Source organism: Arthrobacter sp. B0316-5-4, assembly GCF_059090325.1.
Genome location: NZ_JBNHFN010000002.1, coordinates 764418 through 778375 on the forward strand (window position 1 = coordinate 764418; position 13958 = coordinate 778375).

Annotated in this window: 11 protein-coding genes and 1 tRNA gene; 5 read left to right on the forward strand and 7 right to left on the reverse strand. The window is 57.3% G+C overall.

What is annotated here, in order from left to right:
• Positions 1-75 precede the first annotated feature (75 nt).
• Positions 76-1206: a class I SAM-dependent methyltransferase gene (locus tag AC5RU9_RS07845; RefSeq protein ID WP_494015975.1), complete on the reverse strand. Its 1131-nt coding sequence runs from the start codon at positions 1204-1206 to the stop codon at positions 76-78.
• A gap of 196 nt (positions 1207-1402) precedes the next feature.
• Here AC5RU9_RS07845 and AC5RU9_RS07850 point away from each other — a divergent pair, with 196 nt between their 5' ends.
• Positions 1403-1783 (forward strand): cupin domain-containing protein, encoded by a 381-nt coding sequence (locus tag AC5RU9_RS07850; RefSeq protein WP_211712232.1) that lies wholly within the window; start codon positions 1403-1405, stop codon positions 1781-1783.
• Positions 1784-1840: 57 nt separating this feature from the next.
• On the opposite strand, the gene AC5RU9_RS07855 is transcribed toward AC5RU9_RS07850, so the two are convergent.
• Positions 1841-1913: transfer RNA gene (locus AC5RU9_RS07855), tRNA-Ala, on the reverse strand.
• A gap of 390 nt (positions 1914-2303) precedes the next feature.
• On the opposite strand from AC5RU9_RS07855, the gene AC5RU9_RS07860 reads away from it, so the two are divergent.
• The 3 genes from AC5RU9_RS07860 to AC5RU9_RS07870 all read left to right on the forward strand — a co-directional run bounded on the left by AC5RU9_RS07860 (position 2304) and on the right by AC5RU9_RS07870 (position 5048).
• Positions 2304-2894 (forward strand): ScbR family autoregulator-binding transcription factor, encoded by a 591-nt coding sequence (locus tag AC5RU9_RS07860; RefSeq protein ID WP_494015976.1) that lies wholly within the window; start codon positions 2304-2306, stop codon positions 2892-2894.
• Positions 2895-3056: 162 nt separating this feature from the next.
• On the forward strand, positions 3057-3437 hold the full coding sequence (locus AC5RU9_RS07865) for a hypothetical protein (protein WP_494015977.1): 381 nt from the start codon (positions 3057-3059) through the stop codon (positions 3435-3437).
• Between the two features lie 468 nt (positions 3438-3905).
• Positions 3906-5048, forward strand: a complete 1143-nt coding sequence (locus AC5RU9_RS07870; RefSeq protein WP_494015978.1) for a hypothetical protein — start codon at positions 3906-3908, stop codon at positions 5046-5048.
• A 395-nt stretch (positions 5049-5443) separates the two neighbouring features.
• Here AC5RU9_RS07870 and AC5RU9_RS07875 read toward each other — a convergent pair whose 3' ends face one another.
• The 5 genes from AC5RU9_RS07875 to AC5RU9_RS07895 all read right to left on the reverse strand — a co-directional run bounded on the left by AC5RU9_RS07875 (position 5444) and on the right by AC5RU9_RS07895 (position 13101).
• Positions 5444-6538, reverse strand: a complete 1095-nt coding sequence (locus tag AC5RU9_RS07875; protein ID WP_494015979.1) for a hypothetical protein — start codon at positions 6536-6538, stop codon at positions 5444-5446.
• Entirely contained in the window at positions 6539-8299 is a 1761-nt protein-coding gene (locus AC5RU9_RS07880) for a UvrD-helicase domain-containing protein (protein WP_494015980.1), read from the reverse strand.
• A complete protein-coding gene (locus AC5RU9_RS07885) occupies positions 8289-10154 on the reverse strand; it encodes an ATP-dependent nuclease (RefSeq protein ID WP_494015981.1) in 1866 nt (621 codons plus the stop codon). The genes AC5RU9_RS07880 and AC5RU9_RS07885 overlap by 11 nt, the downstream gene beginning before the upstream one ends.
• Positions 10155-10454: 300 nt before the next feature.
• Positions 10455-11573, reverse strand: a complete 1119-nt coding sequence (locus AC5RU9_RS07890; protein WP_494015982.1) for a hypothetical protein — start codon at positions 11571-11573, stop codon at positions 10455-10457.
• A 244-nt stretch (positions 11574-11817) separates the two neighbouring features.
• Positions 11818-13101, reverse strand: coding sequence for a hypothetical protein (locus tag AC5RU9_RS07895; RefSeq protein WP_494015983.1), 1284 nt, complete (start codon positions 13099-13101; stop codon positions 11818-11820).
• A 124-nt stretch (positions 13102-13225) separates the two neighbouring features.
• Here AC5RU9_RS07895 and AC5RU9_RS07900 point away from each other — a divergent pair, with 124 nt between their 5' ends.
• Positions 13226-13924: a hypothetical protein gene (locus AC5RU9_RS07900; RefSeq protein ID WP_494015984.1), complete on the forward strand. Its 699-nt coding sequence runs from the start codon at positions 13226-13228 to the stop codon at positions 13922-13924.
• Positions 13925-13958 lie beyond the last annotated feature (34 nt).

Genomic DNA, 13958 nt, shown 5'->3' on the forward strand with positions numbered 1-13958 from the left:
TACCCACGCCACCACCGATACGAGCACACGCAGGTGAGGGGGTCAGGGCTTGGTAACGATGAGCCGGACACGCCCTTAGGCTTTTCGGCTGCGGGTCACCGTGAACTTCGGGTTCCGGCCTTCCTCCACTGTCGGCCCGACATATCGCTCCAAGGCGGGACGGTACTGCAGGTGGCTGTTGTACACGGTCCACAGTTCCCCGCCGGGCGCCAGGACCCGTGCTGCGGCCTCGAACAACTTCAGGCCGGCACCGGCATGCACGCTTGCCCCCAGGTGGAAAGGCGGGTTCAGCAGAATAAGGTCGGCGCTCCCGGCCTCGAGGCTGGACATGGCGTCGTCGTGGATGACGCTGATGCGCTCCCCCAGCCCGTTCGCGGCCGCGGTCGCCGTGGCTGATGCGACGGCCGCCGCGGACTGATCCGTGGCGATGACCCGTGCGCCGGGTTGATGCCGGGCATACATCGTGGCGAGGATTCCGGTTCCGCATCCAAGATCCACTGCCTGCCGGGCCGCTGGCATCCGATCGAGGAAACCAAGGAGGTAGCGGGTTCCGATGTCCAGACGGGCTCCGGAGAACACTGCACCGTGGGCGCAGACTGTGATTCCCAGTTCGGGGTTGGACTCCACCACGGGAAACGGCGGCTCGCCGGAGACCGTCAGGGGGGTTTTGGCCACGAGGATCCGGGACTTTTGCCTGGCCAACTGGGGTTGGACCGCGGAGAAGTACTTCGCCAGGACGGCGTTCATTCCCACGGACATGTGCTTGACGCGTCCACCGGCGAGCAGGACCGCATCCGGCCCCGCGAACCGGGCGACGGCGTCGGCGATTTCTTCCAACTCGGCCAGCGGCTTGGGCAGCTGCAACAGCACCAGGTCAGCACCCTGCAGCAATTCCCGGCCAAGTTCGTGTGGCGTATACCGTCCATCCAGCCCGGCCGCAGCGGCATTGCGCTGCAGCGCGGCCCTGCCGGTGAACAGGTCCTGGTTGACACGGACATGCCCGACGCCGGTACCGGCCAAGGTGCCTAAGGTCAGGGCACCGTAACGGTCACCGATGACCACCACCTGGCTATCCGGCCTGAGATAGCCTTCCGCGGTCTCCAGAAGCAGCCGATCCGTGGCGTCGTAAGCCCGCAGATTGTCCGCTTCGACGTCCGGAAGCCTGCTCAACGTACCGAACAGTGCTTCGAGTTCCCATGCCGTCACAACGCGTTTCCCGCTTTCCTTGCTTCAATGTCTCGACTTATTCCACGCCCGGGAGCACTCTGGAGGCACAACACAAACACCCGTCCGCCCCGCGGTCAGCGAACTGGCCCCGGCACTGACGGGCATCGGTCCCAGCGGTCGTAGGAGCCAGGGCGTCGGGACCACCAACAGTTGCTCCCCTCCCCTGCGAGAAGCCATGAGTGTCAATGCTGTCACGAACCTGGAAGTAAAATCCCACAATTCCCCAGATGAAACACGCCACCCTGACAAGACCACGCTGGATCTCGTCACCGTAGGAGACTACACAATCGGCCGCATGACGTTTGAGCCTGGATGGACCTGGGCCGACTGCATCAAGCCAGTTGTCGGCACGGATTCCTGCCAGTTGAGCCACGTCGGCTTTTGCGTGTCCGGCAAACTGGACGTGGAAACCAACGACGGCGGACGTATTAGCATTTCGGCCGGCGATTCCTACACCATTCCGCCCGGCCACAATGCGTGGGTGGTCGGTGACCAGCCGTTCCAAGGTGTCGAGTTCGTCAGCGGCGCCGAGTTTGCCAAGGCACTTTCGGATTAGCACCGGCCTTGGGAAACAAAAGGACCCCGCTCTCATGAGCGGGGTCCTTTTCCGAAGTGGAGCTGAGGGGACTCGAACCCCTGACCCCCTGCATGCCATGCAGGTGCGCTACCAGCTGCGCCACAGCCCCGGAAATGTTGGCTTTTCGAAGAAGTATTTCTCTTCCCGTCGAAGCAACTCGTCAATACTAACCACAATTCACCAAGAAGAGAAATCACTCCAAGGTGAGGTGCATCACCCTTCTCCCACCCTGTTTGCATGGGCTCTTTCAGGTGGACGCGGCAGCCGAGGTGCGTTGGATGAATCCATCGCACCTCCCCCCAAGCCGGCTGCCGGTGACCCAGACGGGAACACCCGAGTGGCTCACCTGAATTCTAGGATCCCCGGGCCCGTAAACCAAACCGTCCAGTCGGTTTTGTCGACCCACCTGCCGCAAAGAGGGCGGTGATAGCGTTATCGGGACGCAAAGCTGCCCGATGCACTTGGCGGCCGTCCCATACCGAGAGGTTCTGCATACCCCATGCAACAACGTGCCAAGGACACCCGGCTGGCCGTCATCGAAGGTGCCGCCCAGGTCTTCGCGGAAATCGGCTACGGGAATGCCAGCCTGACCGACATCACCAAACGTGCCGGAGTGACCAAAGGTGCTCTCTACTTCCATTTCACCTCTAAGCGCGAACTCGCCTTGGCAGTCATTGAAGAACAGCACGCCCTGGTGCTCGCCGCCGGAGCAGAAATAATCGGGTCCTCCAAGTCGCCCATGGACAAACTCATCGGCCTTTGCCGGATGTTCGGCCAGCAACTCCTTGACGAGCCCATCGTCCAGGGCGGTATCAGGCTCACGTTCGAAGCAACCGCGTTCCAAGCGGATGTGTCCGGACCCTACGAAGACTGGATCAGCACCGCTGAACAGTTGCTTCAACAGGCCGTGAATGAGGGCCAAGTACGTCCGGACGTGGATCCAGCGGCTTTCTCCCGGTACCTGATCGCGTCCTTCACCGGCGTGCAGATGGTCTCGGATGTCCTGACCGGCAGGAAAGACGTACTGCTCCGGATCGACCAGATGTGGGAATTCATGCTGCCGGCATTGGGTATGGGTACCAGCACCTGAGTGCCAGGACCGCGCAAAGCCGCCACGCGCGGAAAGCCACGGTGAAAAGAAAAGAGACCCTGCCTTCTCCATGTTTCCATGAAGTCGGCAGAGCCTCGATTGGTGGGGGTCCTACATGCCTATTCGAAACAAAGTAGCGGGTCCGTCAAACTTCGTTCCCTGATGCGCAAAATCCAGGCCCGGCCAGAGGTAACGCGTGTCGCACCACCGATCCCCCGGCGTGCCAAGCAGATCAGCACTGAACAGTCCGCCCAGCTGGCCGACGACTACCGCCAGGGCATGAAGGTCGGGGACTTGGCTGAAAAGTACGGCATCCACCGAGTGACCGTCGCTGATCACCTTGCGGTGCACCGTATCGAGAAGCGCGTACGTGGTCTGGATGAAGCTCAAGTAGTAGATGCAGCCGCGCACTACCACGCTGGCGCATCCCTAGCGGTGCTCGGAGAGAAGTACGGCGTCTCGCCGACGACGGTGCGGCAGGCCCTAGTTAAACAGGGAGTTTCGATGCGGAGTTCGTGGGACCATCTGCGCCAGACTTCGTAGCCTCCTCGGCTGCCCGCGGCTCAGCCATGGCGATGAGCGTCTTCACGAAGAGAACCACATCTGATTGAGGTCGAACCAGTGAGCGGACCACTAGATCTTTTTCCTTTATATTGCGGCACGTTCGCTGGTTCGCTTTGGACAGATCGGTTGGCCAGGATGCGACGGCCAAACTCGACATACGCTTTGCCGGCCCGGTGCGGCAGGGAAGGCTTCGCTGATTTGATCTGCTGGTAATACCCCAAGAGCGAGTCCTCGGTCGCCTTCTCGGCGCACAGATAATACTGGTGCAACGCCCACTGCTTCATAGGATTGATCAGGGTGAACAGGCTTTGCTGCTCGCTCCACAGCTAACGCAGGATCAGGTGGCGTTTTCGATAGGTCTCGTAGGTAACTCGGGGCATTCGGTTTGGTCGATGCATCCGAACCAAACCTGATTCTCAATGTTGAGACTTGTGTCATCATGAGGACATGCCAGACGCGCTTACTGCCGACGAACTTCTCGAACAGCCATTCAAGATCCATACGCTAAACGCGTACACTCACGTGGGGCTGCAATCCATGGCCTCGGCGCTCGACCTATCGTCTGGTGAGATTCAGAAGTTAATTCGAATAATGCACCACCGACTCGTGACTGATCTTGCATCTGGTGACATAGCGTATAAAAGCCTAGAGAAGGCACTAATTACCGACCGAGAAAAGCGCGAGGCCGCATTCCTCTTTGACTCGAGCGCGATCACGAGCGCGTGGTACGGACTTGAAATCTCGCGTTCCTGGCTTCCAGCCCTCCAAAAAGTTGGGCCCACAAAAACCTCCATCCGGCTTGGAGATATCCTCCACCTCCCGACGGACTTCCTGTGGAAAGCACTCGAAGGGCTTCTCGTGCGGGAGCGGGACTTCCCCCGGACATCTACCGAGCAGTACTACGTCGTCTATTTGACTAATCTGTCGAAGAAGCAGCTTCAGGACCTCCATGAGAGCTTCTTGGCTGACAGTCAGGCATATCTCGGCTATGTCGACTGCTCCTGTTGGAATCCCCTCAAGGCTGCTTTGCTGCTGCCGCAGTTCGGGGTTCGAACCGGCGACGTGATCATTACCGCCCAGGATGACGACGGAAATTCCAACCTGCCTGGGTATCCCCTGGAAGAGTACGGCTTCACGAGCTTCGGAGTCGACGAAGATCTATTCGGAATGATGCTGAGCCATCGATTCGACAACGGAGTTCCTGAATGGGCCGACGACGACAGCTCGATCGCCCTTAAAGTTCTTGGGGGGAATAGCCAGCCGCTGTCGGGAATGAATCTGATGATGACGGACGACAGGTTCGAATACCTACATCGTGGCCATGGATCGTCACTCCAAATGGCTGGCCTCACCAACCTAGACAAGGCTGCCCTCGAGGGAGCAATTATGAGCAAACTAGCCAACAATTTGGTCTTCAATCTGGCGTTTCAGGAAGGCCTCCGGGAGGGCGTCCCCTCGCCGGAACTAGACACGATGAAGCTCAACATCCAGGTGGAGTTCCCCGACGAAAACGGTATCCCTCGCCGCTTTCTGGCTGCACTCAAGTACTTCCCCTCGTCAAACACCTTGGAACTAATCACGCTGTACTAGTTGAAAATTCTTTCCCTGATGCGCAAAATCAAGGCCAGACCAGAGGTGGCGCGTGTCGGGTCGCTTATCCCCCGGCGCGCCAAGCAGATCAGTGCCGAGCATTCAGCCCAGCTGGCCGATGACTGCCGCCAGGGCATGAAGGTCGGGGAGTTGGCCAAAAAGTATGGCATTCACCGAGTGACTGTCGCAGATCACCTCGCCATCCATGGCAACACCATGCGCTCACGGGGGTTGGACGAGGCTCAGGTTTTGGACGAGCGGCCGCGCGCTACCACGCCGGCGCACCCTTGGCTGTGCTCGGACAGAAGTATGGTGTCTCGCCGACGACGGTTCGGCAGACCCTAGTTAAACAGGGAGTCCCCATGCGGAGTTCGTATGAGCATCTCCTGTCGTAGTCAGCTCTGCGCCCAGGTGTTCAGCCCAGCGGCCGTGTGCGCGATACAGACATCCAGCTTCACAGCGAAGTCCGTCGCCGTGAGACCGCCGTAGCAGAGCGGCACCAAGCTACCGATGAGATCATCTTTGTCGACTAGTGAGAGATCGATACGGTTATCCGGGCCGTAGTGCATCAACGTATTGCGAAACGGCTTAGCTGCAGGGTTCGTAATCATCTGCGCTTCGGCGGTATCAACGATTCCGGTAATAGCCGCCAGGGATTCGGCACTCAACTCAGATGCCCGTTCCGTCCGCAGCATCTCCAGGCTGCGCAGTACTTGGTAGACCGTGAGGAAGCGGATCTTGAAGAGGCTGTAGTCCAGACTTGACGGCACGAGCACGTCGACAAAATTCATACTGGCCTGGAAGACCGTCATCATGGCGTTGATACTCGGCGTCGCCTCACCATTGAAGACTCGCCGGTAATAGCGTTCGCTTCGAACATCATCACGCAGCTTGCCGAACTGCGACACATCAACATCATCCAGAAAAGAATTGGCCTTGTTATCGAGCGTGGCGCCGAGTGCGCCGAAGTACTGACCGTACTCAGTCATGATTCGAACAAGCTCTGGGCCTGCGTTCTTGTTAAACATCGTCTTCGGGTCAAGCCCAAGGCTGAACGTCGCCGCATGCGTCGTCGACACGAGCCGGCCACCATAACGGTAGAAACCAAGATCCGTTTCCCAGCGACGTGCAAGCGGCAACCACGTATTGCCATAGAACCGCTGAGCATGTGCAGGAAAGATCTCGTCTTCAAAGTAGGCTATCTGCCCGTTGATCCCCCGACGGGTGTCTTCGAAGAACTTCAAGCTATGTCGCGAACGAGCTGTCACGCTCTCCGCCAGCGGCGAAAGAGGTACTTGCAGTTGAGGAGCAACTTCAGTGAGGCGGGCATAACCTTCATAGAGAAAGAGCGAGAAGTAGCTGCCCAGGCAAAACGACACTGTATGACCAACCTTGGCCAACTCGGGTCTTGCCAAAGCGCTGATCACGCGTCCCACAAAAACAGCGTCGGCCCTCATTGCATTGTCGATAACTACTTTGCGGCTATTCATCTAGAGGACAGCCTCTGTCACAACTGATATCCCGCGCTCAAGAAGTACACGTTCCATCGTCTCCAGACGATTCGCCGCAACAGCTAGCACCAAGACGGAGCGGGCACGACTAGCACCCACGTAGAACACACGTCTCGCTTCGGTGTTCCTGCTCTGAAGCCAGTCTTCGATCACGTCATCATCCGGAACGCTCAACAGTACTGCGTCGTACTCCCGGCCCTTTGAAGCGTGAATTGTCGACCACTGCAGCAGCGAGTCCCCACTCAAGGGACTCTCTACGGCATGCAGCCAGTACCGCCACAGCGGATCAGCAGGCTTCTTGAATCTATTGCCAAGCCCTGCTCGCACCTCAACGTCGACTCCCTCAAAGTGAGTGGCGAATATCCCCTTGACCGAAGGCATGACATGACCAGCTTCAGTCCAGGTTTCGCTGCTCCTAACCAGGTCGCCGATCAGAATCTTGAGCCACACCGGGCTCTTGCCTAGTGCCTCGACTTTCTCCTGGCGACCCCACCGATCCGCGTCGTCGCCCCAATCAAATTGCCCAAGGATGAGCCTTTCCAGAGAATCTATGGCCTTCTTACGAACCGCTGGGCTCTTCTTCTGACGGAGCGTGGCGATACCGACAAGCAGGTGTTTCGCCGTAGCGTCGCCGCTTGGCTCGTCCTTGACCCCGATACCCAGCTTCCGTGCATGGCTTGTCTTATGAGCAAGCGCGATACGTTGCTCGGGACTAATTTTCCACTCCTCTGCAATTTCACAGAATCTAGCCCCCAACTTATCGGTGGCTCCACCAAGGATATAGATCGCATCCGGAGCTACTGCATCGAATGGATCGCGAGGATTTACCGGTGATGATGTGTCGTGTCGCAATTCTGAAACGAAGGAGCAAATGGCCGGGCTAGACCGATAGTTAGTCGTAAATCGCACGAGCTGTTCAATGGATAGTTCATCCTTGAATGCTTGATAGACTTGAGGGCTCGCATTGCGGAACTCGTAGATTGCTTGATCGGGATCAGCGACAACAACGATATTGATGCCTGCATCCTTCAAGAGAGTAAGTATTTCGTGCTCAGTTTCGGCGCAATCTTGAAACTCGTCTACGATGACTTCATGGAATCGCATCGATAGTCGAGCCAGACGCTTCTGACCTCTTTGCTCCTTGAGCATCTCGAGCGTTTTACGTCGTGCTGCGTCGCTATCGAGAGTGCCGAGAGATATCTTGCGGTGTATTGTGGCAACACCCTTTTCCGTCAGCTCCTTCCGGGCTTGGTCACTTGGCAGAGTGGAACGGTAATAGATCCCCTCGTCCCAGGAGAGACGACCTGCATCTAGAACAACTTTTCCGTCCCTGTCATAAGCGAAGCTGGACAGTTTGATTCCGGAGCCTCGAGGATAATACTTGTGGCGAACCACGTTTTCGAATGCAAGGTCATCCCACGATTGAAGATAATTAGGTGCATAACCCAGACTCGGAGTCAGTTCTGGCGTAACGATGTACCGATGGATAAATGTATCAAAAGTTCCAATAAAATTTGGAGCCTTGAGTAGCTGCGGATAGTCCAAGCATCGAACTGTAGCCTCATCGATAGCTGCGTTCGTAAACGATAGAAGAGCAACGCCGCTCGTTGCGCCATGGATGCGTTGACGGTATCGATTCACCACCGTTCGAGTCTTTCCAGCTCCAGGACAGGCCTCAATTAACACTACGCTGTCCGCAAGTGCCTCGAGCTGCTCATCGGACAGATCGTCATCGGCCATGTTCGTCAACATTTCCCGAAGCGAGTATGTCGACAACCGAAGGGATCGACTCAGTTGGCAGTAAAACGGCGTCGATGGCCGAGCGAAGATATGCCGGAACAACAAAAGCGGATCGCTCACCGTCAGGGCGCTCTTCGGAGTCAAGAGCTTCGGCTACTAGTTGAGAAAAATCACCCTTGCCAATGTCAAGCTCGTCATCTCTCATAGCTTGACGGAAACACCTCGCTCGCTCATTGGCATCATCACCGGCTGCATTCACAACTTCATCCCACTTTGCCACCGACCGAGAGTGGAGCACGAGATATATCTTCTTCAATAGCGCATCATTTTCGATCGGCCCAAAGAGATCCGCCTCCAATGTGTACTCGCCGTGACATACGTGAAGAACTCCTTTAGCAGCCGCTTCCGGGAAGGCCGCCAAGTATGCTGTCTTTCGGTCCAAGCCGGGCGTCGTGTCATCCTTGATGTCACCGTCGGTTACGACCACAACCCTATCGACGAGTTCGAAGGCACCACCAAGAAGAAGCTTCAAGTAAGGCTCGAAGTCAACGCCATCAATGGCAATAATGGAGACTGTCTCAAACTGCCTCAACTCTTTGGTTAAGCCTTCAAGTACAACGTGCTTGGCAAGTGCCGGCAAGACAAGCGCGTCGGCAATACCTTCCACGAGGATTACTTGCCGAGCGAACACTAGTGACGAACGAGTGACATTCAGATACCTGTCTATCTTCCTTTGCGCTGAGTCCCCCAATCCAGCGTCTGATAGTGGTCGCGTCTTCGTTCCCCAGATAGGTGAACCCGCTTCGATTGGTTGACGCGAGACGGCGACAATTTCGCGAGTTGAGATCGAGCTCGCGAGGTTCGGTGAGTGCGTCGACACGATGACTTGGATGCGGCCGGCAGGCTCCAGTGAGCCAGCAACTTCCTTGTCACGGCTCTCCTTCGCACGGTCACTGAGATACGAAAGCAGAAGCGTCTGCAGCTGGGGGTGAAGATGGGCCTCTGGTTCCTCAACCAGGAGTAGTGTCAGGTCAAACTCGCGAGCCTTCTCTAGCTGGAGCACGATGACCGCTATGTACAGAAGGTTCGCGTAGCCGAGACCTGCGGAGCCAATATCAGCGGCGCTAATACCAGCTTCGGACATCATCAATCGCATCAGACCGGCCAGCCGACGTAGCTCTTGCTGCCGGCCGTTCATATGAACTTTGTAACCCCTGGCCGGATGCGTCACCTGCTCAAGCTCACTTTGAAGTGCCGCCCTAACATCCGTAGCTAGCTTTAGATCAGCTACCTGCGAGATCAGTTTGTTAGCATCCACTTCGAAATCATCAGTCTTACTACCGGACAAGACTCGAAGAACTTCAGCTAATCGCGTCCCGTCTCCGGAACCCAATTCACGTACCGCATCCCGAAGTGGCGGCAGATAGACGTGCGCGATGCGCTCTCTATTTTCGGGTTCCGCGTCCGCTAGTTTCGCTGTTCCCACGCTGTATGACGCGCGAGCACGCTTCGGCAAATCAGCACCCGTGGCGAGATTAAGGGTATAGGTCAGTGTCTCGTCATCATCTACAAGTTGAGCCATGTAGATAGCTTCTTGCTGCGCACTCAGTTCCGTAAAAGTCTGCTGAATTTCGATAGGCGACGACTTATCTGAGCTATAGCTCCTGTCTCGTTCTGGATCAAACCATAGGGATCTATGTTCGAGCGCTGAAGCCGTCGACAGGCGAATAGCATCAATAAGATTGCTTTTTCCGCTGCCGTTCTCACCGACGAGTACCGTGAGATCACCAGTCAAACTAAGATCGGTATCAATACACGAACGAAAGTTTGACAATTTTAGACTCGACAGACGCACTTCATATCCCCTGATTATTTGTACGTATTATGACATATGTCATTGAAGACGTCAGCTATTATTGTGTTTTCTACTTATGCCCAGTTTTCACATCGGAACGGGCCAGCCGATCGCCACCTGCAATACGACATCTACGAACATATCAACGTCAATACTCGGCTGCCGATTGGACACGCCCGTCAACACCTTTCCCTTCTTCGCTTCAATTGATCTCTGAACCAGATCTTCCCCATCCAGAGAGCGCGTGAGCCCATCCTGGCTTCGGCTCCCCCGGCGTGCGCTTGGAAACACCCAGTGGCCTCAGTCCTCGGTTGGCTGGCTGGGCCATAGTTCCCAGCGGTTCGCTCTGCCGCGTCGGACCTCACTATCTGGGTACCTAGCTTGAAGTTCCGTGAGCTGTTTGATCACTTCTGCGATAGACAGCCCTGAGGGCACTACCGCCAAGGGCTCGGGCTTGAGCGGCGCCGGCTCTTTCGCGCTTTGGTTTCGTGCGAATGTCTCAAACATCTGCTGCACTTCCCGGAGCCTGGCGGCCCAGCCAGGCCAGGCAGGACACGGCCCTCCGGTTGGCGGTGCACACCAACCGTGTTGCGCAATTGGTGTCGAGCACTCCGAACACATGTCATCGGCGATGAGCTGCGGTATCGCGAGCAGCTTGTCCAGACTGCTTGTTGCTTCTTCCAGCTCAAGACGCGCCTTGGCTCGGGCGCTCTTGTCCGTCGCGCCCTTCACGGCTGTGGTGAACTCCTGGACCTTCTCGCGCAGTGCCCCCACGCTGACCGAACGATGTGCAGTGAACGCGGCCAGCATCATGCCGCGGCGGTCGCGGGGCAGCCTGCCGTGCATGTCGACGACTTGTTCTGGGTCACCGACGAGACTGCTGAGACGGTTAACCTCTGCGTGACGCCGGGTGATCGAGGCATCAAGTTCGGCGACCTGTCCTGCGCGCTTTCTGGAGTCCATTGCCGGGAACCGTTCGCCGGATCGAAGAGCCTTAACCTCGTCAACCTCATAGTCGAGTCGCGACCGTTGCTCCAGCAAGGCCAGGCGAGCGCTCTCCGTCTCGGGGTCGTAGCGTTCGCGGTTCTTCTCGAATCCCTCCTGCTCGGCCGCGCAACGCTCCTCGATCTCGTGATCCCGAAGCTTGAACATAGCCTGGACCTGCTTGTCCGTAAGCATGCGATGGTCAGGTTCAGCCCTTGTCCAGTGGCCCATGACCTCCATTGCTCGCTCGATCTCCTCGGCGCGGTCCTCGAGAACCCACGGGTTCCACGTCGACTCGTGGTGAAGTTCGAGGAAAAGTCGCCGCGCAGCCAAGAATTCCGCGGCTGTTGTAGCCGCGCCAGGCATCGGCTTCCAAAGCCGACCCTCGTGTTCGAAGGTGCCCGCCGGATACCCAGTCTTTGTTGTCGGTGTCATAACGAATTATTCTGCCGAGTGCCTCCGACATTCTCTACCAGCAGCCCGGGTCAGTCGTCTGCTCTCGCGACCAGCGGCCCGCCCGCGCTTGCGCTCGACCAGCAAGCGGGGTTGCACCGTTTTATGCTCTTGGCATCCGAGGTGTGTGCGCGTCCATACCCTGGATGATCAGGTCGGCAGACTCAGCGGAGCAGCCTCGCCATCAAGACTCAAAGACACAGTCTGATTGCGGCGGATTCTCTAGCTATATGTTCCAAACGTCCATGTTTTCTAGCTTGGACGGCACGTGCACGGCGTTCGCGAGGTGATGCCCCTGAAGACTCTGGCGAATCGTTCTGACCGCGACGTATGCATCCATGATCAGCTTTCGCTGCTTGGCGTAGATCGTTTCGTCATAGTCATTGTCCCGAATCGTGTGTGCATCAGGATTTCTTGCATTACGAATGTCCCTCATCGTCTTGCATGTGAAATCTACCAAGCCCTGCGGATCCTCTTTGACGAAGAGCGCCAGCCATTCCTTGAGTAGCGTGAGCGACCGTTTCTGCTGCCGCACCATCGCACCACCGTGCCCCGGAACATCATGGAACATCTCGGGTATCTCCGCAGCGAAGAACTCGTCCGTCATGTTGTCGGACAGCATCTTGTCCAGCATGGCGGTGAAGTCACGAAGTTCCTTCATAGTCGGGCGAACCAGATGCCCGAAGTCGCGGGGTCGCGGCTCACGCAAGTCCGGTTCCTTAGACCTGGCGCCACTCTCATAGATCTTCCGAAAGAGCTGAGGATAGCCGATGGCGTCGCACATCTTGTTGACGAGCGCCATCTCCTCAAGCATGGCAACGAAGGGGCTTAGCTTTTGTGGGAACTCGGCGCGAAGGTGCGTACGTATGAAGTCCGGATGCAGCCGGAAGTTCTCGCGGTCGGAAACCTCATGCAACTTCCAGTACTGCTGCTCGGTAGGCGTGAGGTCATCGACGTACTTCAAGAAGACCCCGACAACGACAAGGCCGTCAGTGACACGATGACCGACGCTCATCGTGTTGAGGAACATGCCATCCGGGAAGTCATCCCGGGAAATCTGACCGTCAATGTCGAAAATATAGTTGTATCGAGGATCGTCCCGGTACCGAGCCAGGACGGCCGTCTCGAAGAAACGGTGCTCCAACTGGCCGGCCCCCAAGGCCAGTTCTCGACTGAACGGCGCATCGGCATAAAGGGCCGAAGGAACCACTGTCTGCAGATGCCCTGGGGTGGGGAAGAGCACGGCATCAGTGAGAGGGCGGCCAATAGTATCGATGACTTGGAGATGAACGCCGGGAGCTTCAGGAGGTAGACCGAGAATGTGGGGGTTGACCAAACGCTGACCGAAATTCGCGTAGATGAGGCCCGCTTCCAGCAACGGCCGAAGTTCAGTTGTAAGTTCGGGCGGAAGGGAGCCGCAGTGGACACCGTTGAAATCGTTGGACGTCAGGTAGGCGTCCGTGATGAAGCCGAGGAGTAACTTCTGGGGCTCGGACAATTCGGCAGGCATGCTTCATGGTGCCACAGCCTGCGTGGCTAACGACGAAACCATGGGCTATTGTCCTCAGCTCAGGCTGCGCCGCATTTGGGAGCTTCGTCCGATGCCAGCTCCGGGCACATGGTAAAGATAGTCCATGCATCCCGTTTTCCGCACAGAGTTGTCATCCGATTTTCCCGCCGGAGCGACTTTCAAGCCCCCGAAGCCCTCGGAGATCGACGAGGAAGGATTCGGCAACTTTCGGGACGTCGTTGATCTTCGCGGCACGACGGTCAAGGAAGCTCGAACCTATTTGGCCGCACACCGGCGCGTGCTGAAATTCCTGGATGCACTGGCCACCAACCCGGACGACTTCGAAGAATATGCGCAGGCCTTCGAAAACAGCAGTGCTGAGGACGCGGGCCTGTCGGGAGCCGCCGCCGACCAAATCGATGGCCTTATCGAGTCCCAGGACTGCGACCTTGGAGGTCTGGAGCTTGGCGTGGGGGCTCTGGCGTATGCCCTTTCTGCCGGGAAGATGTTCCCAGCAGCTAGCTGTCGCAGCCACGTCGCTCGGAGTTGGGCGCCGTATCCGGTCGTCTATTTCGCGTCCAACCGGCCCCGCGCCGAACTTCTGCGAGACCTGATCCCCGAAAACGGATCCGGATGCGGATTCGACGTCGACCCGGACCGACCCGAGCTACTTGTTGTCGCAGCCCCATCATTGGTCGACATACTCGATCTGGCCCAATCAGTAGTCGACAACGTGGCTGAATTTCGTTTGCTCACCACCCGGACCAACGGTACTCGAAGCCCAGTAACACCCTATGTTCAGCCTTCGCTGCTCGACGACTGATGACCATCGCGGTCCAGAAGCGCGTGATGAAACA